The organism is Streptomyces sp. NBC_00210, from assembly GCF_045160975.1.
Classification (GTDB): domain Bacteria; phylum Actinomycetota; class Actinomycetes; order Streptomycetales; family Streptomycetaceae; genus Streptomyces.
The window spans coordinates 6151962-6176544 of the sequence record NZ_CP108120.1; the positions used below are offsets into that span (position 1 = coordinate 6151962).

General features: G+C 71.1%; 22 protein-coding genes and 1 other RNA gene. 14 read left to right on the forward strand and 9 right to left on the reverse strand.

Features of this window, described 5'->3' with window-relative positions:
• Position 1: 1 nt before the first annotated feature.
• Complete coding sequence (locus OG729_RS27855) at positions 2-1912, reverse strand: amino acid transporter (protein ID WP_405811316.1); 1911 nt, start codon at positions 1910-1912, stop codon at positions 2-4.
• 266 nt (positions 1913-2178) lie between these two features.
• Here OG729_RS27855 and OG729_RS27860 point away from each other — a divergent pair, with 266 nt between their 5' ends.
• The 5 genes from OG729_RS27860 (at position 2179) to OG729_RS27880 (ending at position 8561) form a co-directional block, all read left to right on the forward strand.
• Complete coding sequence (locus OG729_RS27860; protein ID WP_405808570.1) at positions 2179-4329, forward strand: acyl-CoA dehydrogenase; 2151 nt, start codon at positions 2179-2181, stop codon at positions 4327-4329.
• A gap of 9 nt (positions 4330-4338) precedes the next feature.
• Complete coding sequence (locus OG729_RS27865) at positions 4339-5529, forward strand: lipid-transfer protein (RefSeq protein ID WP_405808571.1); 1191 nt, start codon at positions 4339-4341, stop codon at positions 5527-5529.
• A 64-nt stretch (positions 5530-5593) separates the two neighbouring features.
• Positions 5594-7093: an MFS transporter gene (locus OG729_RS27870; RefSeq protein ID WP_405808573.1), complete on the forward strand. Its 1500-nt coding sequence runs from the start codon at positions 5594-5596 to the stop codon at positions 7091-7093.
• Between the two features lie 113 nt (positions 7094-7206).
• Positions 7207-7743 (forward strand): SigE family RNA polymerase sigma factor, encoded by a 537-nt coding sequence (locus tag OG729_RS27875; protein WP_360874811.1) that lies wholly within the window; start codon positions 7207-7209, stop codon positions 7741-7743.
• Positions 7743-8561 carry a hypothetical protein gene (locus tag OG729_RS27880; RefSeq protein WP_360874813.1) on the forward strand — a complete coding sequence of 273 codons (819 nt, stop codon included), beginning with the start codon at positions 7743-7745 and terminating at the stop codon, positions 8559-8561. Before OG729_RS27875 ends, OG729_RS27880 begins: the two co-directional genes overlap by 1 nt.
• 58 nt (positions 8562-8619) lie before the next feature.
• On the opposite strand, the gene OG729_RS27885 is transcribed toward OG729_RS27880, so the two are convergent.
• From OG729_RS27885 to OG729_RS27900, 4 genes are read right to left on the reverse strand one after another with little or no spacing between them, the layout of a single operon-like run.
• Positions 8620-9252, reverse strand: coding sequence for a response regulator (locus OG729_RS27885; protein ID WP_405811318.1), 633 nt, complete (start codon positions 9250-9252; stop codon positions 8620-8622).
• A gap of 33 nt (positions 9253-9285) precedes the next feature.
• Entirely contained in the window at positions 9286-10527 is a 1242-nt protein-coding gene (locus tag OG729_RS27890) for a sensor histidine kinase (protein WP_405808575.1), read from the reverse strand.
• A gap of 11 nt (positions 10528-10538) precedes the next feature.
• On the reverse strand, positions 10539-11258 hold the full coding sequence (locus tag OG729_RS27895; protein ID WP_405808577.1) for an ABC transporter permease: 720 nt from the start codon (positions 11256-11258) through the stop codon (positions 10539-10541).
• Entirely contained in the window at positions 11255-12184 is a 930-nt protein-coding gene (locus OG729_RS27900) for an ATP-binding cassette domain-containing protein (RefSeq protein WP_405808578.1), read from the reverse strand. Before OG729_RS27900 ends, OG729_RS27895 begins: the two co-directional genes overlap by 4 nt.
• Positions 12185-12462: 278 nt before the next feature.
• Here OG729_RS27900 and OG729_RS27905 point away from each other — a divergent pair, with 278 nt between their 5' ends.
• Genes OG729_RS27905 through OG729_RS27915 form a run of 3 tightly spaced genes read left to right on the forward strand, consistent with a single transcriptional unit; the run spans position 12463 to position 15359 of the window.
• Positions 12463-13317, forward strand: coding sequence for a MaoC/PaaZ C-terminal domain-containing protein (locus OG729_RS27905; protein ID WP_360874825.1), 855 nt, complete (start codon positions 12463-12465; stop codon positions 13315-13317).
• 13 nt (positions 13318-13330) lie between these two features.
• On the forward strand, positions 13331-14407 hold the full coding sequence (locus OG729_RS27910; protein ID WP_360874828.1) for a Zn-dependent alcohol dehydrogenase: 1077 nt from the start codon (positions 13331-13333) through the stop codon (positions 14405-14407).
• 10 nt (positions 14408-14417) lie between these two features.
• On the forward strand, positions 14418-15359 hold the full coding sequence (locus tag OG729_RS27915) for a 3-oxoacyl-ACP reductase (protein WP_405808581.1): 942 nt from the start codon (positions 14418-14420) through the stop codon (positions 15357-15359).
• Positions 15360-15461: 102 nt separating this feature from the next.
• Here the strand turns inward: OG729_RS27915 and OG729_RS27920 are convergent, their stop codons facing one another.
• Both OG729_RS27920 and OG729_RS27925 read right to left on the reverse strand, forming a co-directional pair.
• Positions 15462-15617 (reverse strand): hypothetical protein, encoded by a 156-nt coding sequence (locus OG729_RS27920; RefSeq protein WP_360874833.1) that lies wholly within the window; start codon positions 15615-15617, stop codon positions 15462-15464.
• A 52-nt stretch (positions 15618-15669) separates the two neighbouring features.
• Positions 15670-16839: a hypothetical protein gene (locus tag OG729_RS27925; protein ID WP_405808583.1), complete on the reverse strand. Its 1170-nt coding sequence runs from the start codon at positions 16837-16839 to the stop codon at positions 15670-15672.
• 198 nt (positions 16840-17037) lie between these two features.
• Between OG729_RS27925 and OG729_RS27930 the strand changes: the two genes are divergently transcribed.
• The 4 genes from OG729_RS27930 to OG729_RS27945 all read left to right on the forward strand — a co-directional run bounded on the left by OG729_RS27930 (position 17038) and on the right by OG729_RS27945 (position 21008).
• Complete coding sequence (locus OG729_RS27930; protein ID WP_405808585.1) at positions 17038-17856, forward strand: Nif3-like dinuclear metal center hexameric protein; 819 nt, start codon at positions 17038-17040, stop codon at positions 17854-17856.
• Entirely contained in the window at positions 17853-18596 is a 744-nt protein-coding gene (locus OG729_RS27935; protein WP_360874874.1) for a C4-type zinc ribbon domain-containing protein, read from the forward strand. The genes OG729_RS27930 and OG729_RS27935 overlap by 4 nt, the downstream gene beginning before the upstream one ends.
• An 8-nt stretch (positions 18597-18604) precedes the next feature.
• Positions 18605-19969: a bifunctional RNase H/acid phosphatase gene (locus OG729_RS27940; protein WP_405811320.1), complete on the forward strand. Its 1365-nt coding sequence runs from the start codon at positions 18605-18607 to the stop codon at positions 19967-19969.
• 169 nt (positions 19970-20138) lie between these two features.
• A complete protein-coding gene (locus OG729_RS27945; RefSeq protein ID WP_405808587.1) occupies positions 20139-21008 on the forward strand; it encodes a helix-turn-helix transcriptional regulator in 870 nt (289 codons plus the stop codon).
• Positions 21009-21045: 37 nt separating this feature from the next.
• Here OG729_RS27945 and eda read toward each other — a convergent pair whose 3' ends face one another.
• Both eda and yaaA read right to left on the reverse strand, forming a co-directional pair.
• Positions 21046-21669: a bifunctional 4-hydroxy-2-oxoglutarate aldolase/2-dehydro-3-deoxy-phosphogluconate aldolase gene (gene eda / locus OG729_RS27950; protein ID WP_405808588.1), complete on the reverse strand. Its 624-nt coding sequence runs from the start codon at positions 21667-21669 to the stop codon at positions 21046-21048.
• A 61-nt stretch (positions 21670-21730) separates the two neighbouring features.
• Positions 21731-22531 (reverse strand): peroxide stress protein YaaA, encoded by an 801-nt coding sequence (yaaA, locus tag OG729_RS27955; RefSeq protein ID WP_405808589.1) that lies wholly within the window; start codon positions 22529-22531, stop codon positions 21731-21733.
• Positions 22532-22625: 94 nt separating this feature from the next.
• On the opposite strand from yaaA, the gene OG729_RS27960 reads away from it, so the two are divergent.
• On the forward strand, positions 22626-24065 hold the full coding sequence (locus OG729_RS27960; RefSeq protein WP_405808591.1) for an RNB domain-containing ribonuclease: 1440 nt from the start codon (positions 22626-22628) through the stop codon (positions 24063-24065).
• A 102-nt stretch (positions 24066-24167) separates the two neighbouring features.
• An RNA gene (gene rnpB / locus OG729_RS27965) (RNase P RNA component class A) lies at positions 24168-24572 on the forward strand.
• Positions 24573-24583 lie beyond the last annotated feature (11 nt).

The window sequence follows — 24583 nt, forward strand, 5'->3', positions numbered from 1 at the left end:
CTCAGCCGACGTGGACGCGAGGGCGCTTCGACCGGTTGGGTTCGGCCTCGCGCAGGACTTCGCGAGTGACCGGGGCGACTTCTCCCTGGCCGAAGAGGAAGAAGCGGAGGAAGTTGGTGAAGGGGTTGCCCTCGGTCCATTCGAAGTAGATGTGCGGGTGCTGTCCGGTGGTGTTGCGGACGTGGAGGAGCAGGGCGGCCAGGGCGTTGGGGATGGAGGAGGACTCCAGGGTCAGGACCCTGTAGCGGCCGTGCAGAACCTCGCCGCGTACGTTCAGACCGGCTTCGAACTCCGAGGGGTCGAGGACGGTCACCTCGACGAAGACGAAGTCCTCCTGGGCAGGGACGTCGTTGTCGGCCCGGATCTGCTGGATCTTGTCGCGGTACTCGGTGATGTCGCGGTTGTCGGGTTCGTTGGCGATGAACCTGATCCTGCGGCTGGCGATGTCGCGCACGAACCGCTCGGCCATGTCGTCCAGGGTCACGCTGGTGACGCGCAGTTCGAAGGCGCGGGCGAGCCGGGACATCAGCGAGACGAGGATGATCCCGGCGATGAAGCAGGCGCCGATCTTCACACCGTCGGGCCGCTCGATGACGTTGACAACGGTGGTGTAGAGGAAGACCGCCGAGATGACCGCGAAGCCGATGGTCCAGTTGCGCTGCCCGGCGCGGCGGGCAGCGATGGTCACCGCGATCGCCGCGGAGCAGATCAGCACCAGCACGCCGGTGGCGTAGGCACCGCCCTGGGCATCGACGTCGGCGTCGAAGATCCAGGTGACCAGGAACGCCACCAGGATGAAGACGATCACCATCGGGCGCACGGCGCGCGCCCAGTGCGGGGCCATGCCGTAGCGGGGCAGGTAGCGCGGCATCAGGTTGAGCAGTCCGGCCATGGCGGAGGCGCCGGCGAACCACAGGATGGCGATGGTCGCGATGTCGTAGACGGTGCCGAAGCCCCCTCCGAGGTACTCGTGCGCCAGATATGCGAGCGCGCGCCCGTTGGCCTCGCCGCCCGGCTCGAAGTCCTTCTGCGGGATGAGCAGGGTGGTGATGAAGCTGGTGGCGATCAGGAACACGCTCATGATCAGCGCGGCGGTGGTCAGCAGCTTCTTCGTGCCGCGGATACGTCCAGCGGGCTTCTCCTCGGTGTCGACGGGGTGGCCCTCGACGTGCGGCATGACCGCCACGCCGGTCTCGAAGCCGGACAGGCCGAGCGCCAGCTTGGGAAAGACCAGCAGCGACACTCCGACCATGGCCACCACGTTTCCGTGCTCGGCCGTCAGGGCGCTGGACCAGTCGGTGACGACGTGCGAGGCGGTGGCGACGTGCCACAGGCCCACGACCACGACGACCACGTTGAGCGCGAGGTACACGCCGACCAGGACGACCGCTACGCCGATCGCCTCCAGGAAGCCCTTGAGGAACACCGCGCCCAGCAGGGCGACCAGCACCAGCGTGACGACCAACTGCTGTCCCTGCAGCACGCTGGGCACATGCGGATTCTCCACCAGGTGGGTGGAGGCGTCCGCCGCCGACAGGGTGATGGTGATCAGGAAGTCGGTGGCCGCGAAGCCGAGCAGGGTCAGAACGAACAGCTTGCCCTTCCAGAACGACAGCAGGCGCTCCAGCATGGCGATCGAGCCCTCGCCGTGCGGGCTCTCCTCCGCCACCCGCCGGTACACCGGCAGTGCGCCCGCCAGGGTCACGATCACCAGAACGATCGTGGCCACCGGCGACAGCAGCCCGGCCGCGAGCGCGGCGATGCCCGGCTGATAGCCCAGCGTGGAGAAGTAGTCGACGCCGGTCAGGCACATCACTCGCCACCATCGCTGCCCCTTGTGCGCGGGCGCGGGTTCCGTCTCGGCCTGAGGCCCCTGCTGGTGCCTGGCCATGTCGGACAGGCCCTCCAGCATCCACGCGCGCAGGCGATGCCGTGGGGTGACAGCGGAATCGGAAGCCGTAGGGGTGGGACTGGCCACCGGTACTCCTGTCGTACGCAAAAGGATTCAGCCGTCGTGGGGACGGCCCGATCAGCGTACGCAACGCGGCCCGAGGGTGATTCGGCCGGTCAGGGTTGGTCGATCTGAGCCTTGGCGCCTCGGCCGAGCACCACGGCGCCACTCCAAGAACGCCGTCACCTGACCTACCGTCAGATTGGAACGTGTTCTAGTCTGCGCGCATGGGCATCGGAATCACGCAAGAGCAGCGGGAGCTGGCCCGGTCCGTACGCGGCTGGCTGGCACGTGCCGTGCCACCCGAAGAGGTGCGCAAGCTCCTCGACATGCCTTCCGGCGGGGTCGGCCGCCCCGGCTACTGGGACGGCGCCACCGAACAAGGGCTGCTCGCCGTGCATCTTGCCGAGGAGTGCGGGGGCGGGGGCGGCACGCTGCTCGACCTGGCCGTCGTCCTGGAGGAAACGGGGCGCGCGGCGCTGCCGGGACCGTACCTGCCGTGCGTGCTCGCCTCCGCCGTACTGGCCCGCGCGGGCAGAGCCGATCTGGCCGGGACACTCGCGCGAGGGGAGCGCATCGCGGCCGTCGCGCTCGGTCCCGGGACGCTCACCGCCACCCGGACTCGGGACGGCTACCGGCTCGACGGCACCGCCCCGCCCGTCCTCGGCGCCGGGCACGCCGATCTGCTCGTACTCGAAACCCCGACGGGCCGGCTCGCGGTGGACGCGGCTGCGCTCACCGTCCGAGTGCACCAGAGCGCCGACCCGACCCGGCCCACCGCCGAGGTCACCGCGCACGGCGTGACCGTGCCCCGGGACCGTGTACTGGAGATCGACACCGCTCTCGTACGGGATCTCGCCTGCGTGCTGTACGCGGCCGAAGCATGCGGCACCGCCGCCTGGGCGCTGCACACCGCCGCCGAGTACGCGAAGGTCCGTGAGCAGTTCGGGCGGCCCATCGGACAGTTCCAGGCGGTCAAACATCTCTGCGCTGACATGCTCGTACGTGTCGAGCAGGCCCGGGCGCTGACGTGGGACGCGGCACGCGCGGTGGACGAGAGCCCGGGCGTACGCGGCCTGGTGGCATCGCTCGCCGCGGGGGCCGCCCTGGACGCCGCGTACACCTGTGCCAAGGACTGTATCCAGGTGCTCGGCGGGATCGGCTTCACCTGGGAGCACGACGCCCATCTGTATCTGCGCCGGGCACTTGTCGCGCGCCAGCTGCTGGCGCCCGGCGACGACCACCGGCTGCGGGCCGTCCGGCTCGCGGCCGAGGGGGCACGGCGCGAACTGCGTCTCGAGCTGCCCGCCGAGGCGGCGAGGTACCGGAGTGCGGCCCGGGCGGCGGCCGAGGGCGTGCGGGGTCTCGATCCCGCTGCCGTACGCCGGGCTCTTGCCCCCACCGGGTACGCCGCCCCGCATCTGCCGAAGCCGTACGGCCTCGGCGCCGGAGCCGTCGAGCAGCTCGTCGTGCAGGAGGAGTTGCGGGCCGCCGGGGTGAAGATCGGCGACCTCGGGATCGCGACCTGGGTGGTGCCCTCGCTCATCGCGTACGGAAGTCCGGCGCAGCAGGAGAGGTTCCTGCGGCCGACGTTGAGCGGCGAGCTGCGGTGGTGCCAGCTGTTCTCGGAGCCGGGCGCCGGGTCCGATCTGGCGTCGCTGCGCACGCGGGCCGAACGGACCGCGGACGGCTGGCTGATCACCGGCCAGAAGGTGTGGACGAGCGCAGCCCAGCGTGCCGACCACGGGATCCTGCTCGCCCGCACGAATCCGGCGGCTCCCAAGCATGAGGGGCTGACGTACTTCCTCGTGGACATGAAGAACACCAAGGGGATCGACATCCGGCCGCTGAAGGAGATCACCGGGGACTCGCTCTTCAACGAGGTGTACTTCGACGGGGCGCTGCTTCCGCCCGACGCCGTGGTCGGCCGGGTCGACGAGGGCTGGCAGGTCGCCCGCAACACCCTCGGCAACGAACGCGTGCACATGGCCGACCAGTTGACCTTCGACACGGGACTCGAGGCGCTGATCGCGCGGGCGCCCGACGTGGACGGGGCCTGCCGGGCCCGCATCGGAGCCCTCGCCGCCGAGGCGCACGCGCTCGCCTGCATCGGGCTGCGGACCACCCTGCAGCAGGTGTCGGGCCTGGAGCCGGGGGCGGGCGCGAGCGTACGCAAACTCGTCCAGACCGCCCACCAGCAGAAGGTCGCCGAGCTCGCCCTCGAACTGCTCGGGCCCGAAGGCGCGTTGTGCGAAGGAGCCGGTGCGCCGGCCGTGCACGGCTTTCTCATGTCGCGCTGCCTGACCATCGCGGGCGGCACCACACAGGTTCAGCTCAACGTCGTCGCCGAGCGCATCCTCGGCATGCCCAGGGACTGAGGGGAAGACATGAAGGCGTACATCGTCGGTGTCGGTACGACGAAGTTCGAGAAGCCGGAGACCCGCGACTGGCAGTACTGGGACATGGCGAAGGAGGCGGGGACGCAGGCGCTGGCCGACGCGGGGATCTCGTACGACCTCGTCGAGCAGGTGCCCGTCGGCTACTGCTTCCAGGCCTCGACGGCGGGCCAGCGGGCCGCGTACGAACTCGGCCTGACCGGCGTGCCCGTCTACAACGTCAACAACAACTGCGCGACCGGCTCGACGGCGCTGATGATGGCGCGGCAGTTCGTCGAGGGTGGTATCAGCGACTGCGTACTGGCGCTCGGCTTCGAGAAGATGACCCGCGGCGCGCTGGGCGCCGGTTCTGACGGTGGTGACTTCAAGACGTCGCCCGTCGCAAGGCACTACGGGGTCATGGCGGCCGCGCACGGCTTCGAGATGAGTCCGCCCACCGCCCAGATCTTCGGCAACGCCGCCCGCGAGCACATGGAGCGGTACGGGACGACGGAGGCGCAGCTCGCCGCTGTGGGCGCCAAGAACCACCGGCATTCGGCGAACAACCCCGACGCCCAGTTCCAGGACGTCTACTCGGTCGACGAGATCCTGGCCGCCAAGACGATCCACCGGCCGCTGACCAAGCTCCAGTGCTCACCCACATCGGACGGCTCGGCCGCCGCCGTGGTCGTCTCCGAACGCTTCCTCGTGAGGCACGGGCTGCACGGGCGGGCCGTGGAGATCGCCGCCCAGGCCATGACCACCGACACCGAGGAGTCCTTCGCCTCCGGATCCTGCATCGACGTCGTCGGCAAACCGATGTCCCGGGCCGCCGGGCGGCAGGTCTTCGCGAACTCCGGGCTCGGCATCGAGGACGTCGACGTGATCGAGCTGCACGACTGCTTCTCCATCAACGAGCTGCTCACCTATGAGGCACTGGGCATGTGCGCGGACGGAGAGTCGGGCAAGCTCGTGGAGAGCGGGGCGACGACGTATGGCGGCCGATGGGTGGTCAACCCCTCCGGCGGCCTGATCTCCAAGGGCCATCCGCTCGGCGCGACCGGTCTTGCCCAGGCGGCCGAACTGGTACGGCAGCTGAGGGGCGAGGCGGGCCCGCGGCAGGTGACGGGCGCACGGGTGGGGCTCGGGCACAACATCGGGCTCGGCGGGGCGGCAGTGGTCACCCTGCTGCGGAAGTCCTAGGTCTGCAGGGCTTCTGTCTCATACACCGAATTCCTGATGTACGGGCCGCTGGGCGGCTGCGACCATGACGCCCATGGTCCAAGCCCGCTCAGACGCCCGCCAGCCCCTCGTACCGACAGCCACCGCCCGGCCCGCCCGTACCTGGGCGGTGATCCTTGCCGCGTGCGCCGGGCAGTTCCTCGTCGTGCTCGACGTGTCCGTGGTCAATGTGGCGCTGCCGTCGATGCGCGCGGACCTCGGGCTGACGACGACGGGCCTGCAGTGGGTCCTCAACGCGTACTCCATCGCCTTCGCCGGGTTCATGCTGCTCGGCGGGCGGGCCGCGGACATCTTCGGCCGCAAGCGGATGTTCCTCGTGGGGCTCGGACTCTTCACGGCCGCGTCCGTCGCGGGCGGGCTCGCCCAGGAGGGCTGGCAGCTGCTCGTCGCGCGGGCCGTCCAGGGGCTCGGCGCGGCGGTGCTCGCGCCGGCGACCCTCACCATCGTGACGGCGGCCGTGCCGCCGGGTCCGGCGCGGACCCGGGCGATCGGCACCTGGACGGCGGTGGGCGCGGCGGGCGGCGCGGCCGGCGGACTCGTCGGTGGGGTGCTCACCGATCTGCTGTCCTGGCGCTGGGTGTTGCTGATCAATGTGCCGGTCGGCGTGCTCGTGCTGGCGGGTGCGGCCGTCTGGCTCAACGGTGGGGGTACCGGGGATAGCTCGCACGCGGAGGTCCGCGGGTGCGGCCGCAGGCTCGATCTGCCGGGCGCGGTGCTTGTCACGGGCGGCCTCGCGACGGTCGCATACGGCATCGTGCAGACCGAACAGGCGGGCTGGGCCGCGCCCGTCACGCTGCTGCCGCTGCTCGGCGGGCTCGCTGTGCTCGGGGCGTTCGTGGCCGTGGAGGCGCGGACCGGGGTGCCGCTGATGCCGCTGAAGGTGTTCCGGTCGCGGGCGGTCTCCGCGGCGAACGTGGCCATGCTGGTGTGCGGTTCGGCGTCCTTCGCCATGTGGTTCTTCATGACGGTGTACGCGCAGAACGTGCTGGGCTACACACCTCTGCAAGCCGGCCTGGCGCTCATTCCCAGCTCGGTCAGCGTCATCGTCGGCTCGAAGCTCGCGCCCCGCCTGATGGTGCGGGCCGGTGGCAGGAACGTCGCGGTCATCGGGGCGCTGGTCGCCGCGACCGGGTTCGGCTGGCAGTCCACGATGACCGCGGACGGCACCTATTCCGCCTCGATCCTCGGCCCCGGCATCCTGATGATGGTGGGCGTCGGCCTCGCCGCGACACCGCTCGCGGCCCTGGCCACCGCGGGCGCGGCACCGGGCGATGCGGGCCTGGTCTCGGGGCTGATCAACACCTCCCGCACGATGGGCGGTGCACTGGGGCTGGCCGTACTCTCCACGGTCGCGGCGGCCCGTACGGCGGGCGGCACCGACCCGCAGGCGCTGACGGCCGGTTACGCGCTGGCGTTCCGCACGGGGACGGGTGTGCTACTGGCGGCGGCGGTGCTGATGCTGTTGTGGCTGCCCGGCGCCGCTGCCTCGAAGGAACCACCCGCGCAGGGCACTTCGGCGGGGTGAGGGCCTTCGGCGGGGTGAGGGCTCGGGGGGAGCCTTCGGCGGGGTGAGGGCCTTCGGCGGGGTGAGGCAACGGTTTCGATCCCTCAGGGACTCCAGTATGTGAGGAGGTGCCCATGGGGGAGAAGCAGACGCTGGATGAGGAGTTCCAGCAATTCGCGGCCGTTCGATGGCCGAAGCTGCTGCGCACGGCCTATCTGTTGACGGGGGAGCAGCACGCGGCGGAGGACTTGGTCCAGTCGTCACTGGAGCGGGTCTATGTGGCTTGGCGCAAGGTGAGCGCCGCCGATGACCGGGACGCCTATGTCAGACGGGTCATGGTCAACGCCCATGCCCGCAAGCACCGTAAGCGGCTCAAGGAGTACCTGTCGGCGCACGACGACACCGGAATCGGCCCCGATCTGCCTGAGCGCGGCGACCGCATCGCACAGGCCGACGACCGGGCGGCGCTGCTGCGTGCACTGGTCCAACTGCCGCCGCGTCAGCGCGAGGCGGTGGTCCTGCGCTACTGGGAGGACCTGAGCGAGGCGCAGGCGGCGGAGTGCATGGGGTGCTCCGTGGGCGCCGTGAAGAGCAATGCGGCCAAAGGGATCGCCAAATTGCGCGCCATACCCGCGCTGGCGAACGCAGTCGGAAGCCGAGGGACCTGGTGATGGAAGAAGAGCGGCAGAGCGCGGTGGAGATGGAGCTGGGCGTGGCGCTGGCGGAGGCGGCGGACAGTGTAAGGATCGGGCCGCTGCCCACCGCGGCGGTGATGGCCGGGGGCCGCCGTCGCAGGGCGCGCCGCCGGGCCGGAGTGGCAGCGCTGGCAACACTGGCCGTGCTGCTTCCGGCGGGCGGCTTCGCGGTGGCGGTGGCGACGGACGGCGAGGGGATCCGGAGCGCGGACAGAGTGGCGGCCCCGCCGGCCGTTCCCGGCTTGCTGACGCCGTTGACAGTGACGTTGGGGTCGCTGAAGTCCCCGGACGGGGCGGTGCGGAAGGCAGAGGTCACGGTGTACGGGGCACCGCGCACCAAGGAGGAGTCGGTGCGGCAGATCCAGCTCGCGGAGGAACGGGGGGACCTGCCCCGGGGTTCGTCCACGGCGGCCAGGAACACGGAGCCCGGCTCGGCTCAGGACGACGACCTGCACCTCGGCACCATGTGGTACGCCCCCTCCTACATGAAGGGTCACGAGCGGTACACGTTCGCAACGTCCCTCGTCAGTCCCGAAGGCACCTCCACGGGCCGCGCCGCGAGCGTCGGTGCAGGCAGCGCCGGCGACCACTACATGGGAGTGTGGGTGGGCAAAGTCGGAAGCCAGTACAGCGCGGTGGAAATCGGCTGGGGCAAGCAGACCAAGGTGAGGCCCAGGCTCGTTTCCGTTCCGGGGGTCTCTGAGAAGTTCTATGCCGCGGCCATCCCGGAGCGGCCGGGCCCGTTTCACATCACGCTCTACGACAAGGAGGGCAAGGTCGCCTCCCGGAACTGAGCCAGGCAGCGCGGGGCACGCCGTCGGCCTGGTGGACCGCCGAAGTTGATGGTGTGGCTCACAGCCAGCCCTGCTGGCGTGCCGCCCGTACCGCCTCCATGCGGTTGCGGGTGCCCGTCTTGCCGATCGCGGAGGAGAGATAGTTCCGTACGGTCGACTCGGACAGATGCAGCGCCCCCGCTATGTCCGAGACGGTCGCCCCGTCCACCGAGGCGTTCAGTACATCCCGCTCCCGCGTGGTCAGCGGACTCGGCCCCGCGCTCAACGCGGCCGCGGCGAGCGCCGGATCGATCACGGTCTCCCCGGTCAGCACCCGCCGGATCGCCTCGGCCAGCTCCTCGACGGGCCCGTCCTTGACCAGAAACCCCGCGGCCCCGGCCTCCATCGCCCGGCGCAGATAGCCGGGCCGTCCGAAGGTGGTGAGGATCAGCACCCGGCAGTCGGGCACCTCGTCGCGCAGCTGCGCGGCCGCATCGAGACCGCTGCACCCGGGCAACTCGATGTCCAGCAGGGCCACATCGGGCCGCGAGGTGAGCGCGGCATCGACGATGGCGTCGCCCCGGCCGACCTGGGCGACGACCTCGATGTCCTCCTCAAGACCGAGAAGGAGGGCGAGCGCGCCGCGCATCATGCCCTGATCCTCGGCGAGGAGGACCCGTACGGACTTGGCGGGCCGGTGGTCCCGGGGCATCTCTTCCACGGCGTAAGAGTACGTCCGACCAGCTCATTCGGCGTGTGCCGGTGATGCTTCGGGTTCCTGCACGGCGTCCGCCGGGAGTTCGGCCCGGATCCGGAAGCCGCCGCGCGGGGATGCGCCCGCCTCCAGGGAGCCGCCCGCTGCCGCGACCCGTTCGCGCAGACCCTCCAGCCCGCTGCCGGGCGTGCCCGAGCCAACGCCCCGGCCGTCATCCGTGATCACCAGACGGACCCGGCCGGGGGTCCCGGTGACCTCGATCTCGCAGCGCGACGCCTTCGAGTGGCGTACGGCGTTGGTGACGGACTCGCGGACCACCCAGCTCAGCAGCGCCTCGGTCTGCGGTTCCAACGGCGGCCCCGACTGCCGTACGACCGGCTCGATGCCGACCGTCGTGAGGATGTCGCGAGCCCGGTCGAGCTCCGTGGCCAGGCTGCCTTCGCGGTAGCCGGTCACCGCCTCGCGTATCTCGGTGAGGGCCTGACGGCCGACGGACTCGATGTCGGTGATCTGGACGATCGCGGCGTCCAGATCACGTGGGGCCAGCCGGCGGGCGGCCTCCGACTTGACCACGATCACCGACAGCGTGTGGCCGAGGAGGTCGTGCAGATCGCGCGAGAAGCGCAGCCGCTCCTTCTCCACGGCGCTGCGTGCCAACTCCTCCTTCGTGGCGCGCAGTTCCCTGACCGTCTCGGACAGGGCGAGAACGGCTGCGGTCACCATCGAGGAGATGAAGGTGCCGTACGCGACGTTGACCGCGCCCCATCCGTCGCGCCAGGCGGCGATGCCCCCGGCGGCGAGGCAGAGGGGGAAGACCACCTGGGGAAGCCTGCGTCCGCGCAGTACCGAGCCGACGGCCAGACCGAGCAGCGGGAAGAAGAGCAGCCACTCGCCGCCGTAGGCGATGGCGAGGAAGGAGGTGACACAGGCCAGGGCGACAAGCATCCATCGGGTGGAGGGTGCCTCCCTCGCCTCCTTGACGAAGGCGCGGAACACCACAGAGATGTAGAGGGAGTTGAAGGCGAGCAGACCAAGGCCGCCGATCCAGGGGTTCGGGGTCTTGCCCTGGAGGAGGTTGGAAAAGGCTCCCATGCCCATGAGCAGCCAGGGCAGCATCGCGAAGCCGTTGGGCGGAACCCCCTCCTCCGGGGCGTCCTTGCGCCGCTTCTTCCCGTCGCGCCAGGCGTCCCGCCGAGCCGGCCACTCGGCCTTGTAGGCGGCCATGCGCTCGGTGTACGCCTGGCTCCTCCAGTCCCACTTCTTCCGGCACATGGTTGCTCCTGTCACGCCGTCCTCGCGGACCGACGGTACGAGACCACCGCGTACGAACCGAACAGCAGGGCCCACACGATCAGCACGGCCACGGTGGTGAGCGCGGGGGCGGTGCCGTCGGTCAGGGCGCGGCCCAGCTCGGCGAACCGGTTGGTCGGGGTGTACTCGGACAGGGCGCGCAGCCAGCCGGGGAACAGCTCGACCGGGAACCACAGGCCGCCGACGATCCCGAGCCCGACGTTGCAGGCGACGTTCACGACGCCGGTGGTCTGGGCGGAGAGCCGGTAGCCGTTGCCGATGCCGAGGAAGGTGAAGGGGAGCGCGCCGAGCCACAGCGCGACGGCGAGGGCCGCCCACTGCCAGGCGTCCAGGCGGACGCCGTTGACGAGCGCGCCCGCGGCGAGGACGGCCACGATGGAGGGCAGGACCACCACCGAGCCGGTGATCGCACGCCCTGCGACGATCTGGCGCGGGCTCATCGGGGTGATCCTCAACTGGCGCAGCCAGCCGAGCGACTTGTCCTCGGCGACACCGGTGCCGGTGGACAGGGCAGCACCGAGCGCACCGTATGCCGCCATGCCGACCATGGAGGCCGTTTTCCAGTCGGAGGCGTCGTTGCCGATGTTGGTGAAGAGCAGATACATCAGCACCGGCATTCCGATGCCGAAGACCACGAATCCGGTGTCGCGCAGCGTGCGGCGGACTTCCAGCTTGACGTAGGCGAGGGTCATCGCACGGTCTCCAGTTCGCGCGTGGCGGTCAGGGTGAGGAAGACGTCTTCGAGGGAGACGGGGGCGACTTCGAGGCCGCGGATCGCGCCCAGACCGGCGAGCGCGACGACGGTCGCGTCCGAGTCGTCCGTACGCAGCCGGGCACGGTCCCCGCGTATCTCCACCGATATGACGCCGGGGAGCAGGGTCAGTCCTTCGGTACCCCGTCCGGCAAGGTCGAAGGAGACGAGACTGCCGCCGACCGAGCGCTTGAGCTGGTCGCTGCTGCCGTCGGCGACGACCCGGCCGTGGTCGATGACGACGATCCGGTCGGCGTTGTCGTCGGCCTCCTCCAGATAGTGGGTGGAGAAGAGCACGGTGTTGCCGCGCGCCGCATAGCCGCGCATGGACGTCCAGAAGGCGTGCCGCACTTCGACGTCCAGGGCCGCGGTCGGCTCGTCGAGGATGATCAGCTCCGGGTTGCCGGCCAGCGCGACGGCGAAGCGTACGCGCTGGATCTGGCCGCCGGAGAGCCGGTCGGCGCGGCGGTCCGCGAGCTCGGTGAGTCCGGCAAGAGCGAGCGCCTCGGCGACCGGCAGCGGCCGCGGATAGGTGCGGGCCACGAAGGTGACCAGTTCGCGCACGGTCACCCGCGGGATCGGCCGGCCGTCCTGGAGCATCGCGCCGACGCGGCCGGCGACGACCGCCTGCTCCGGCGTGACGCCGAGGATCTCGACCCGGCCGGCGTCGGACTCGTTCAGGCCGAGCATCAGGCTGATGGCGGTGGACTTGCCCGCGCCGTTGCGGCCGAGCAGGGCGACCGTCTCGCCGCGCCGGATGGCGAGGTCGATGCCGTCGACGGCGCGTACGTCGCCGAAGACCTTGGCCGCTCCGGCGAAGCTCACCGCCCCTGCGGTGTCCGGTGTCTGAGGATGCGTCTGCGTCATGTGGATCACGCTACGGAGCGGGGCCGGACCCCCGGCAGATGCGCATGTACGGACTCGGCAGTGACAAATGTCCCGGGCGCACGGGACGCGGTGCCAGCACTTCTGACATGGCGTCAGTGGTCTTCACATGTACTGGAGGCTGCGTTATACATAGGGGCCAACCGACCCTAGAACGCGTTCTAGAACGGGCGCCCGGGCCGGTCCCGTACGACCTCGGTGCGGCCGACGGTGCGGACGGCCGCGCCGAGGTCTTCCCCTCATCAAGGAGCAGCTTCCACATGCCCATTGATGCCGCCAAAGCCGTCGCGGCCGAAGCCCGCAGCACCGAGATCCACTGGGGTCACAAGGACGTCCAGCTCTACCATCTCGGCGTCGGCGCGGGTGTCCCCGCAACGGACCCCGACGAGCTGCGCTACACGCTCGAGTCAAAGCTGCATGTGCTGCCGAGTTTCGCCACTGTCGCGGGCGCGGGCCTAGGCGTGGTGGGCGGGCTCTTCGGCCCCGGCCTGGACATCGACCTGGCAGCCGTACTGCACGGCGGACAGACGATCGAGCTGCACCGTCCCATCCCGGTCAGCGGCACGGTGGTCGCCACCTCGCGCGTCGCCGCCGTCTACGACAAGGGCAAGGCCGCGATCCTCGTCCTGCGCACCGAGGCCGCCGACGACGAAGGTCCGCTGTGGACGAGCGATGCCCAGATCTTCGTACGCGGCGAAGGCGGCTTCGGGGGCGAGCGCGGCCCCTCCTCCCGCCTCGAGCTCCCCTCACGCGAGCCCGACAAGACGATCGAGAAGAGTGTCCGCGAGGACCAGGCGCTGCTCTACCGGCTCTCCGGCGACTACAACCCGCTGCACGCGGACCCGGAGTTCGCCGCGCGCGCGGGCTTCGACCGGCCCATCCTGCACGGGCTCTGCTCGTACGGAATGACGCTCAAGGCGGTCGTCGACACCGTGCTCGGCGGGGACGTCGACCGTGTCCGCTCGTACACCACACGCTTCGCCGGGGTGGTCTTCCCCGGCGAGACCCTGCGTATCCGGATGTGGCGGCTGGGCAGCAAGGTGCAGGTGTCGGTCACCGCGGTCGAGCGGGACGACGCACCGGTGCTCGCCGACACCATCGTCGAACATTCGTGATTGGAGCCGCACCATGCGCGCAGCCGTACTGCACGAAATAGGGCAGGACAAGCTCGAAGTCCTCGACGATGTCGAGGCGGTGGGCTTCGGCCCGGGGAAGGTGAAGATACGGGTACGGTCCACCGGACTGTGCCACTCCGACATCTCGGCGATGAACGGCGTGCTGCCTCAGCCAGCGCCGTTCGTCCCCGGACACGAGGGCGCCGGGGAGATCGTCGACGTCGGCGACGGCGTGAGCACCCTCAAGCAGGGCGACCGGGTGCTGCTGTGCTGGCTGCCCGCCTGCCGCGTCTGTCCCGCCTGCAAGCGCGGTCAGACCGAGCTCTGCCTGGCCGGTTTCATGAACGCGGGCACCCCCAACTTCAAACGCCCCGGCGGTGACGTGTTCGGCTTCGCCGGCACCGGCACCTTCACCGAGGAGGTCGTCGTCGACGCCGGGTGCGCCGTCCCGATCCCGGACGACGTTCCCTTCGACATCGCCGCGCTGATCGGCTGCGGAGTGACCACGGGCCTCGGCGCCGCCATCAACACCGCGGACGTGACCGCCGGTTCTTCGGTCGCCGTCATCGGCTGCGGCGGCGTCGGCATCTCCGCGATCCAGGGCGCGCGGCTCAAGGGCGCGGCCCAGATCGTCGCGGTGGACCCCGTCGCGAACCGGCGCGAGGCCGGCTTGAGGTTCGGAGCCACGGAGGCCGTCGCGCCCGACGAGCTGGCCGACGCCAAGCAGCGCATCACCGCGGGCGAGGGCTTCGACTACGTCTTCGAGGTCGTCGGCAGGTCCGCCACCGCCCGCACGGCATACGAGGCGACCCGGCGCGGCGGCACCCTGTGCATCGTCGGCGCGGGCGCCATGGACGACTTCCTCCAGCTCAACATGTTCGAGCTGTTCTTCGACGAGAAGCGGATCCTGCCGTCCATGTACGGCGGCGGCGACGTGCTCACCTCGTACGAACGGGCCATCGCGCTGTGGCGCGCGGGCCGTATCGACCTCGAAGGGCTGATCACCCACCGGGTGCAGCTCGCCGAGATCAACGACGCGCTGGCGCAGATGCGTACGGGCGAGGCGCTGCGCACCTGCATCGAGATCTGAGAGGGCTCCGATGTCACTGCCACTCGACGGCCTGTCCGCGATCGTCACGGGGGCGGGCCGTGGCCTCGGGCGCGCCGAAGCGCTCGAACTCGCCCGCCTGGGCGCGAGCGTTGTCGTCAACGACTACGGACGGCCGGGCCGCGACGGCTCGGGGGAGGCGTCGGCGACCCCGGCCGAGGAGGTCGCCTCTCAGATCCGTACGGCGGGCGGCTCCGCCGTGGCCCACCACGGGGACGTCTCCGACTTCGCGTCCGCCCGTGGACTCGTCGAACTCGCCGTCACCAGTTACGGAAAGCTGGACATCCTCGTCAACAACGCGGGCATCCTCAGGGACCGGATGGTCTTCTCGATGACCGAGAGCGAATGGGACTCGGTCATCCGCGTCCACCTCAAGGGCCACTTCAATACGACCCACTTCGCATCCGTGCACTGGCGCGAGCGCTCCAAGGCCGCGGGCGGGCCGGTCTACGGGCGGATCGTCAATACCTCCTCGGAGGCCTTCCTCGCGGGCTCGGCGGGCCAGCCGAACTACGCGGCGGCCAAGGGCGGCATCGTCGGCCTCACCACCTCGACGGCGCTGGCGCTGGCCAAGTACGGGGTCACCGCCAATGTGATCTGCCCGCGCGCCAGGACCCGGATGACCGAGGACGTCTTCGCGGGCTTCGCCGAACCGGTGAACGGCGGTCTCGACCCACTGGCACCGGAGCATGTGTCCCCGCTGGTGGGCTACCTGGCCTCGCCCGCGGCGGCCAGGGTGAACGGCCAGCTGCTGGTTGTGCACGGCGGGATGGTGGCGATCGTCGAACGGCCCAGGGTGGCGGCGAAGTTCGACACCTCGAAGGAGGCGTTCAGTTACGAGGAGCTGGACGGGCTGCTCACGTCGCACTATGCGGGCCGCGCGGAGAACGAGACGTTCGGGGCGACGGAGGTGCTGGCCCTGAAGCGAGACTAGGGCCCATATGCGACCTTCGGCCGCATGTCCTCAACCGCCGGACGGGCAAATTCAGCCCCTCCGGCGATTGAGGAGTGGGGTTCGCGGCGGAGCCCCGGTGGGTCAGGCCGCCGCGGACTCCGCAGGGCGGCGATGGCGGCCGTGCACCTGCGTCGCCGCATTCTCCTTGGCCGCACCACCCCGGTGCCTCCCGGCACCGCCCGCCTCGATCGCCCTCTGCGGCCGCTCGTCGATGGTGTCGGTTCGAGCCTCAGACATGTGAGAAGTCCCCCGTTGAGATCGCTGAGTTACGTGTGGCAAAGCCGAGAGTTTAACCAGGGGCAGCACGGCCGGTGAAAGGCGCCTGCTGCAAAGGAACCGGTCTGCACACAGCGGCAGCCCCGGAACCCTCCGACGGTTCCCCACCTGCGCATTCCGCAGGTGCCGGTTCCGTGATCACGTCCTTCCCTTCGGTGATCATGTCGTGTCCGTCGATCCTCGCCACCCCGCACGGCACCGCCCGCGTCGCGTACGGCAGTTGCAGCACCCCTTCGCGGCTCCACAGCCCCGCCCCCGCCAGCCATCCGTCCGGCGCGGCCAGTTGATGCAGCTTCTTCGCCGAGGGACGCCATACGCCCAGCCAGCTTCCCGCCGCCCCGTCGATCCGCAGCGCCACCGCGCAGCTCTCCGGCATCAGTACCTGGCCGGGCTGCACCGCGAACGGTGTCACCGCGCAGTCCGGGAGCCGCAGGCACTCCGCAAAGCGCACCGGCCGCCGACTCCCCAGCACGCCCCAGCCCAGCCGGTCGTGTCCTGCCGCGTTGGAGCGGATCAGCAGCAGCCCGCTGTCTGCGTCGGCCAGCAGCAGCCGGTCGTCGCTCTCCTCGGTGATCTGGAGCAGCGGCGTGACCTCCCCGCCCCGCTCCAGATCGACGGCCACCGCCTTCACCGGGCCGCCGTCCACCTGCCCGTCGAGGGCCAGCATCCGTCCCGTACGGTCCAGCCACACCCCGCCGGAGCAGCGGCCCGGCACCTCGGCGACGTACTCGGGGCCGAACGTCCCGCCCGCCACCAGCCAGATCGAGGTCGACGTCGCACCCGGCGCCAGCGCGTACGCACGTACGCCGTCCGGCGACGGCGGAAGCAGCGTCAGCCCGGCCGACTCGATTTCGCCGAGCGGCAGTTCACCCGTCCCCGGCCCGGTCGGATACAGCAGCGAGAAGGCGTGCCGTCCCGCCACCCGCCGCCGGATCAGCACCCTCCCGTCGGCCAGCGGCAGCACCTCGGTGTCGCGTTCTTCGGGCTGGTCCAGCGGCAGCGGCACCGCATAGGGCTCGGGCCCGTCGAGCGTCCACCGTTCCGGGTACAGGGCCTCACCGACCCCGGTGAGCCGGGCCGCGTATGCGCCGTTCGCGGTGATCGTGAGCCGCGTAGTCGCCGTGATCCCCGTCTTCCCCACGGCTCCGTCCTCCGTGGCGGTCTCAATGGCACAGGCTGTCATCGACTGGTCACCTCCGGCGACGAAGCTAGGTTTCGCACTTCCTGCCGAACAACAGAAGAACCGTCACTTCACACATACGGGTGTCCATGACGGCGTTCGCCTGAGGCGGAGCGGGCGACTGTGCTCGGGGGGCCTGGTCAAGAAGCCGGCCCAGGTGCCCAGGCCACCGGGGCGCGGGGGACAGGTAGCCTTTCCTCCGTGCCCCGTCTGTCTGAAGTCATCGCCGCGCTCGATGCCCTGTGGCCCCCCGAGCGGGCCGAACAGTGGGACGCCGTCGGCACGGTCTGCGGCGACCTCGACGCCGAGGTCAGCCGCGTACTGATCGCCGTCGACCCGGTCCAGCAGATCGCCGACGAGGCGATCAAGCTCGGCGCCCAGCTGATCGTGACGCACCACCCGCTCTATCTGCGCGGTACGACGACGGTCGCCGCCTCCCACTTCAAGGGCCGGGTCGTGCACACCCTGATCAAGCACGACATCGCGCTGCACGTGGCGCACACCAACGCGGACACCGCCGACCCCGGCGTGTCCGACGCCCTCGCGGGCGCGCTGGACCTGCGGGTCACCGGCCCTCTCGTACCCGAAACCGGCCTCGGCCGGATCTGCGAGCTCGACCACCCCGAGACGCTCCGCGAGTTCGCTGCACGCGCCGCCAAGCGGCTGCCTCCTACCGCGCAGGGCATCCGCATGGCGGGTGACCCGGACGCCGTGGTGCGTACCGTCGCGGTCAGCGGCGGCTCCGGCGACGGCCTCTTCGACGTCGTACGGGCCGCGGGCGTGGACGCCTTCCTCACCGCCGACCTGCGCCACCACCCGGCCTCCGAGGCCACCCAGCACTCACCGCTGGGCCTGGTCGACGCCGCCCACTGGGCCACCGAGTGGCCCTGGTGCGAGCAGGCCGCCGCCCAGCTCGACGAGATTTCCGACCGGCACGGCTGGGGCCTTCGGGTCCATGTCTCGCGCACGGTCACCGACCCCTGGTCTTCCCACCACTCTTCCTCTGGAGCCCCCAACTGAACGCCGCGCCCGCCGACCAGATCCGACTTCTCGACGTCCAGGCACTCGACGTACGACTGTCGCAGCTTGCCCACAAGCGCAGGTCACTGCCCGAGCACGCCGAGATCGAGTCGCTCAACAAGGACCTCACGCAGCTGCGCGACCTGCTGGTCGCCGCGCAGACCGAGGAGAGCGACACCGCCCGCGAGCAGACCAAGGCGGAGCAGGACGTCGACCAGGTGCGCCAGCGCTCCGTGCGCGACCAGCAGCGCCTCGACTCGGGCGCGGTCACCTCGCCCAAGGACCTGGAGAACCTGCAGCACGAGATCGTCTCGCTCGCCAAGCGCCAGGGCGACCTGGAGGACGTCGTCCTTGAGGTCATGGAGCGCCGCGAGTCCGCGCAGGAGCGGGTCGCCGAGCTGACCGAGCGGGTCTCCTCCGTGCAGGCCAAGGTCGACGACGCGACCGCCCGCCGGGACGCCGCGCAGGAGGAGATCGACGCCCAGGTCGCGTCGGCCACCAAGGAGCGCGAGGTCGTGGCGGGCTCGGTACCGGCGGATCTGCTGAAGCTGTACGAGAAGCTGCGCGTCCAGCAGGGCGGGGTGGGCGCGGCCCGCCTCTACCAGCGGCGCTGCGAGGGCTGCCAGTTGGAGCTCAACATCACTGAGGTGAACGAGGTCCGCGCGGCGGCTCCCGACGCGGTGCTGCGCTGCGAGAACTGCCGCCGGATTCTGGTCCGTACCTCCGAATCGGGGCTGTAGTGCCTGTACTGCGGGAGTTCGTCGTCGAGGCCGACGGCGGTTCCCGGGGGAATCCGGGACCGGCCGGATACGGCGCGGTCGTGCTCGACCCGAAGACGGGCCAGACGCTGGCGGAGACGGCGGAGTACATCGGCATCGCGACGAACAACGTCGCCGAGTACAAGGGCCTCATCGCCGGGCTGAAGGCGGCGAAGGAGCTCGACCCCGAGGCGTCGGTCCGGGTGCGGATGGACTCCAAGCTGGTCGTCGAGCAGATGTCGGGCCGCTGGAAGATCAAGCACCCGGACATGAAGCCGCTGGCGGCGGAGGCGGGGCGGATCTTCCCGCGGGACCGGGTGACGTACGAGTGGATCCCGCGCGAGAGGAACAAGCACGCGGACCGGCTCGCCAACGAGGCGATGGACGCGGGCAAGAAGGGCAAGCAGTGGGAGCCGTCGCGCTCCACGGCGGAGCTCGACACGCGTGATGCCGAGGCGGCGCGTGTGGTGGGCGACGCGGCGGCGGGCGCGGCGAAGGCGAGGGCGGCGCTGGGCCGTCCGTCCGCCGGGTCCGCGCGGCTGGGCGACGCGGCTGAGACCGTGGGCGCGGGAGCGTCTGCGCCGGCCAGCGGGCGAACGGCCCTGACTGAGGCCGGATCCGCGTCTGTTCCGGGCGCCGGGCGATCGGCCCTGGCCGAGACCGAAATAGGATCCGCGGCGGCCGAAGCCACCGAGGAGAGCACGGCCGTCGGCTGGGGACCCGCCGACCTCGGCACCCCCGCCACCTTCGTACTCCTGCGGCACGGCGAGACCCCGCTCACCCCCGAGAAGCGCTTCTCGGGCAGCGGCGGCACCGACCCCTCCCTCTCCCCGGTCGGCCGCCACCAGGCGGAGGCCGTCGCGTCCGCGCTCGCCGCGCGCGGCACGATCCAGGACATCGTCAGCTCCCCGCTGAAGCGCTGCCGTGAGACCGCGGAGGCCGTCGCGGCCCGGCTGAACCTCGACGTCCGTATCGAGGACGGTCTGCGCGAGGCGGACTTCGGCGCCTGGGAAGGGCTGACGTTCGCGGAGGTGCAGGAGCGGTACCCCGACGACCTGACCGCGTGGCTCGCCTCCCCGAAGGTGGCGCCGTCGGGAGGCGGCGAGAGCTTCGCCACCGTCGCGCGCCGGGTGGCGGCGGCCCGCGACAAGCTGATCGCCCGCTACGCGGGCCGTACGGTCCTGCTGGTCACCCATGTCACACCGGTCAAGACCTTTGTCCGCCTGGCACTGGGCGCCCCGCCGGAATCCCTGTTCCGGATGGAGCTCTCGGCGGCGTCGATCTCGGCGGTGGCGTACTACCGGGACGGCACCGCGTCGCTGCGCCTGCTGAACGACACGTCGCACCTGCGCTGAGCGGGACGACGCGTCGCACGTGCGCTGAGCGGGACGGCGCGTCGCACCTGCGCTGAGCGGGACGGCCCGGCGCGCAGCCCGCGCCGGGCCACCTCCGCGGCGATCGTAGGAGTATCGCGCCCACCTTCCGCGCTTCCGTACCCCTTGCACCGGATCTAGTGTCAAGGACATGGACAGCGAGAACCTGCTCGGGCAGTTCCTGCGTGCCCGCCGTGCACTCGTGCGGCCCGAGGACTCAGGGCTGCCGGCCGGAAGCCGTCGCCGGGTGGCGGGGCTGCGTCGGGAAGAAGTCGCGCTGCTGGCGGGGGTCAGCACCGACTACTACATGCGTCTGGAGCAGGGCCGGGAACGGAATCCGTCGGCGCAGGTGGTCGATGCGCTGGCCCGGGCGCTGGGTCTGGACGAGGAAGCGGTGGCGCATCTGCACCGGCTGGCGCGCCCAGCCTCCGGCCGACGCCGTCCGGGCACACGGCGAGAGCGGGTCAGTCCGACCCTGGTGCGCATGATGGAGGGCTGGCACCGCACTCCGGCGGTGGTGCTGGGACGCTGCCTGACCGTGCTGGCCCACAACACCCTGGGCCGCGCCTTGTTCGACGGTCACGCCTACAGCGGGGATCTGGTGCGGCTGGTGTTCCTCGACCCGGACGCGAAAGAGTTCTATCCGGACTGGGAGCGGGTGGCGGTCAACACCGTCGCCGGACTGCGGTCGGCGGCCGGTGCCGACTACGACGACGCCCGGCTGATCGAAACGGTCGGCGAACTGTCGCTGAAGAGCGAGGAGTTCCGCCGGCTGTGGGCCCGCCACGACATCCGCCAGAAGACCCGCGAGACCAAGTGCTTGCGGCACCCCTTGGTCGGGGAGCTGACGCTGGACTACGAGTCGCTGACCGTCAACAGCGCCCCGGGCCAGCAACTGGTCGTCTACCAGGCCGCCCCCGGCAGCCCGTCCGAGCAGGCCCTTTCGCTGCTGGGCAGCCTCAGCGCCGAGAGCACCAAGGCTCCGTGGCCGCCGGAGAACGCATCCCCCAGCGAACGGTGAGCATGCCGGCCGCTCACGGACCACGGGGACCCGGACGTCACCTGAGCGCGGCCGCTTCCGCCGCCAGCGTCTCGACCCGCGCCCAGTCCCCGGCCGCTATCGCGTCCGCCGGCAGCATCCACGTACCGCCCACGCAGCCCACGTTCCGCAGCGCCAGATACGCGGGCGCGGAGGCGAGCGAGATCCCGCCCGTCGGGCAGAAGCGGGCCTGAGGCAGCGGTCCCGCCAGGGACTTGAGATATGCCGTGCCGCCCGCCGCCTCGGCCGGGAAGAACTTCATTTCGCCCACCCCGCGCTCCAGCAGCGCCACGACCTCCGAGCTCGTCGAGATCCCGGGCAGAAACGGCACGCCCGACGCCGTCATCGCGTCCAGCAGCCGCTCCGTCCACCCGGGGCTCACCAGGAACCGCGCCCCTGCCGCCACCGCCGCGTCGACGCCCTCGGCGGAGATGACCGTGCCCGCGCCGATGACAGCGTCCGGCACGTCCGCCGCGATCGCGCGGATCGCATCCAGCGCGGCCGGCGTCCGCAGCGTCACCTCGATCGCGGGCAGACCGCCCGCGACCAGGGCCCGCGCGAGCGGTACGGCATCGGCGGCGTCCTCGATGACGACGACCGGAACGACGGGCGCAAGGTCCAGGACAGAGGGCACGGAGGTCATGCCCCCATCCTGCCGGTCCCTCTGCGCATCACGCAACGAGCGTTGCACTCCCTGCAACGCGTTAGTGAATCTCCGAGACGACGACGTCGAGCGCCCATGCCTTCCCGGCCTTCACGGGTGCCTGCGCCTCGACGACATAGCCCAGTTCCCGCAGCGCCTCCACCAGCGCCTCCGGCGACTTCGGCGCGGCCCCCGCCTCCAGCAGGCTCCGTACGATCCGGCCCTTTGTCGCCTTGTTGAAGTGGCTGACCACCGACCGCTTCTCGACCCCGTCGACCAGCTGCGAGTGCAGCACCCGGACCGTCGCCGTACGCCCCGCCACGTCCCCCTTCGGCTTCCACGCCGCCGCGTACGCGGAGGAACGCAGATCGAGTACGAGACCGTCACCGGCCGCCTGGGGCAGGACGGCCGCCATCGGCTCACGCCAGTACGCACCCAGCGCGCCCAGACCGGGCAGCTTCACCCCCATCGAGCAGCGGTAGGAGGGAATCCGGTCGCCGATCCGCACCGCGCCCCAGAGCCCCGAGAAGACCAGCAGCCACTGCCGGGCCCGGCGGCGCGCGTCCGGCTCCAGGGTGGCCAGGCCGAGCGCGTCGTACAGCACACCCGTGTAGATCTCCCCGGCAGGCCGGGTTCCCGCGGTCCGCAGCTCCACGTTCTTCGCGATCTCGCCGCGCAGCCCATCGCTCAGCCCGAGGACCTCGCGCGCCTTGTCCTCGTCGGCGGCACACAGCTCGACCAGTTCGTCCAGCACCGCGGCGCGCGCTCCGGCAAGACCCGGCAGCGACAGGGACTCCGGCTTCAGCGGAGCGCCGCGCCCGGAAGCGGCCTTACCCTCCGACGGCGGCAACAGCACGAGCACGGCAAGTCTCCTTCGTACGTACGGGGGCAGGGGGTGCGGCCCCCGCGCCAGCGTACGGGGTGCCAAGGTCCCCACCCCGCCATACGCTCGGTCCATGCCCCGCCGCCATGTGCACATGACCGGCGCAGCCGAGGCTCCACTGCGGGCCGCCCTCCGGGAGCTGCGTACGACGCTCGACGTGCCGGAGGACTTCCCGCCCGAGGTCCTCGCCGAGGCGGAAGCCGCCGCCAGGGCCCCGCGCCTGCCCGAGGCCGACGCCACCGACATCCCGTTCTTCACCATCGACCCGCCGGGCTCCGTCGACCTCGACCAGGCGATGCACCTCGCCCGCCGCGGCCGGGGCTACCGGGTGCACTACGCGATCGCCGACGTCGCCGCCTTCGTCGCACCCGGCGGCGCGCTCGACGCCGAGGCACACCGCCGCGTACAGACGCTGTACTTCCCGGACGAGAAGGTCCCGCTCCATCCGGCCGTGCTCTGCGAGGCCGCGGCCAGCCTGCTGCCCGACCGGACCGCACCCGCGCTGCTCTGGCAGTTCGACCTCGACGCCGAAGGCCGCACGGTCGCGACCGAGGTGCGGCGGGCGCTGGTACGCAGCCGGGCCAAGCTCGACTACGCGGGGGTGCAGCGGCAGATCGACGCGGGCACCGCCGAGGAGTCGCCGGCGCTGCTCAAGGACATCGGGCTGCTGCGGGAGCAGTTGGAGATCGAGCGCGGCGGGATCTCGCTCAACGTCCCCGAGCAGGAGATCGTCGAGCGGGACGGCGTGTACTGCCTCGAATACCGCGCCCCGCTCCCCGCCGACGGCTGGAACGCCCAGATCTCGCTGCTCACAGGCATGGCCGCGGCCGACCTCATGATCGCGGCCGGGACCGGCATCCTGCGTACGCTGCCCACCGCCCCGGGCGGCGCCGTGGCGCGGCTGCGCCGTTCGGCCGAGGCCCTGCGGATCGACTGGCCGCACCATGTCTCGTACTCCCAGCTGGTCCGCTCCCTGGACCCGGACAACCCCCGCCATGCCGCCTTCCTGCAGGACTGCACCACCCTGCTGCGCAGCGCGGGCTACAGCGCCTTCACGGGCGGCGAGCTGCCCTCACCCGCGGTCCATGCGGCGGTGGCCCACGAGTACACACACTGCACCGCGCCGCTGCGGCGGCTCGTCGACCGGTACGCGGGCGAACTGTGCGTGGCGGCGGTGGCGGGCCAGGAGCCGCCACAGTGGGCCCTGGCCGCGCTGGAGGTGCTGCCGAAGGAGATGGCGGCGGGCTCGCAGCGCGCCAACACGGTGGAGCGGGAGTGCATCGACATCGTCGAGGCGGCGCTGCTGAGGGAGCGGGTCGGCGATGTCTTCGAAGGGTTCGTGGTGGATGTGAAGGAGAACGAACCGGCGGTCGGCACCGTGCACCTGGAGGATCCGGCGGTGGTGGCACGGATCGAGGGCGGCGGGGCGGAACTGCCGCTGGGGGAGCGGCTGCGGGTCAGGCTCACCCAGGCGGACCCGGGTTCGGCGAAGGTGCTGTTCGCGCCCGCGTGAGTCGGCCGGGCCGGGACGGGTTCGCCCGGGCGCGGAGTCTGGTCGACCGGCACCGTGAGCCTCGACCCCAGGCCTGCCAGGTAGCATGGTCACCACGGCAGACGAGCCGGGCGGACGGCCGCGTGGAGATCTTCTGGATCTCCTCGAGGAACGTCCGGGCTCCACAGGGCAAGGTGGTGGGTAACGCCCACCCGGGGTGACCCGCGGGACAGTGCCACAGAAAACAGACCGCCGGGGACCTCGGTCCTCGGTAAGGGTGAAACGGTGGTGTAAGAGACCACCAGCGCCTGGGGTGACCCAGGCGGCTAGGTAAACCCCACCTGGAGCAAGGTCAAGAGGGGTCGCGGTAAAACGCGGCCCTGCGCGGACGTTCGAGGGCTGCCCGCCCGAGTCCGCGGGTAGACCGCACGAGGCCGGCGGCAACGCCGGTCCTAGATGGATGGCCGTCTCCCCGGCCGCCGCGAGGCGACCGGGCGACAGAACCCGGCGTACAGCCCGACTCGTCTGCCGTCTGCCGT

What these genes read in the sequence shown, in the direction of transcription:
- OG729_RS27915 (WP_405808581.1), top strand. Translation starts at nt 14,418, where the DNA reads ATGTCACTGCCACTCGACGGCCTGTCCGCGATCGTCACGGGGGCGGGC.
- OG729_RS27905 (WP_360874825.1), top strand. Translation starts at nt 12,463, where the DNA reads ATGCCCATTGATGCCGCCAAAGCCGTCGCGGCCGAAGCCCGCAGCACC.
- OG729_RS27960 (WP_405808591.1), top strand. Translation starts at nt 22,626, where the DNA reads ATGCCCCGCCGCCATGTGCACATGACCGGCGCAGCCGAGGCTCCACTG.
- OG729_RS27910 (WP_360874828.1), top strand. Translation starts at nt 13,331, where the DNA reads ATGCGCGCAGCCGTACTGCACGAAATAGGGCAGGACAAGCTCGAAGTC.
- OG729_RS27865 (WP_405808571.1), top strand. Translation starts at nt 4,339, where the DNA reads ATGAAGGCGTACATCGTCGGTGTCGGTACGACGAAGTTCGAGAAGCCG.
- OG729_RS27885 (WP_405811318.1), bottom strand. Translation starts at nt 9,252, where the DNA reads ATGCCCCGGGACCACCGGCCCGCCAAGTCCGTACGGGTCCTCCTCGCC.
- OG729_RS27875 (WP_360874811.1), top strand. Translation starts at nt 7,207, where the DNA reads ATGGGGGAGAAGCAGACGCTGGATGAGGAGTTCCAGCAATTCGCGGCC.
- OG729_RS27900 (WP_405808578.1), bottom strand. Translation starts at nt 12,184, where the DNA reads ATGACGCAGACGCATCCTCAGACACCGGACACCGCAGGGGCGGTGAGC.
- OG729_RS27870 (WP_405808573.1), top strand. Translation starts at nt 5,594, where the DNA reads ATGACGCCCATGGTCCAAGCCCGCTCAGACGCCCGCCAGCCCCTCGTA.
- OG729_RS27920 (WP_360874833.1), bottom strand. Translation starts at nt 15,617, where the DNA reads ATGTCTGAGGCTCGAACCGACACCATCGACGAGCGGCCGCAGAGGGCG.
- OG729_RS27880 (WP_360874813.1), top strand. Translation starts at nt 7,743, where the DNA reads ATGGAAGAAGAGCGGCAGAGCGCGGTGGAGATGGAGCTGGGCGTGGCG.
- OG729_RS27895 (WP_405808577.1), bottom strand. Translation starts at nt 11,258, where the DNA reads ATGACCCTCGCCTACGTCAAGCTGGAAGTCCGCCGCACGCTGCGCGAC.
- OG729_RS27890 (WP_405808575.1), bottom strand. Translation starts at nt 10,527, where the DNA reads ATGTGCCGGAAGAAGTGGGACTGGAGGAGCCAGGCGTACACCGAGCGC.
- eda (WP_405808588.1), bottom strand. Translation starts at nt 21,669, where the DNA reads ATGACCTCCGTGCCCTCTGTCCTGGACCTTGCGCCCGTCGTTCCGGTC.
- OG729_RS27925 (WP_405808583.1), bottom strand. Translation starts at nt 16,839, where the DNA reads ATGACAGCCTGTGCCATTGAGACCGCCACGGAGGACGGAGCCGTGGGG.
- OG729_RS27945 (WP_405808587.1), top strand. Translation starts at nt 20,139, where the DNA reads ATGGACAGCGAGAACCTGCTCGGGCAGTTCCTGCGTGCCCGCCGTGCA.
- OG729_RS27860 (WP_405808570.1), top strand. Translation starts at nt 2,179, where the DNA reads ATGGGCATCGGAATCACGCAAGAGCAGCGGGAGCTGGCCCGGTCCGTA.
- OG729_RS27855 (WP_405811316.1), bottom strand. Translation starts at nt 1,912, where the DNA reads ATGCTGGAGGGCCTGTCCGACATGGCCAGGCACCAGCAGGGGCCTCAG.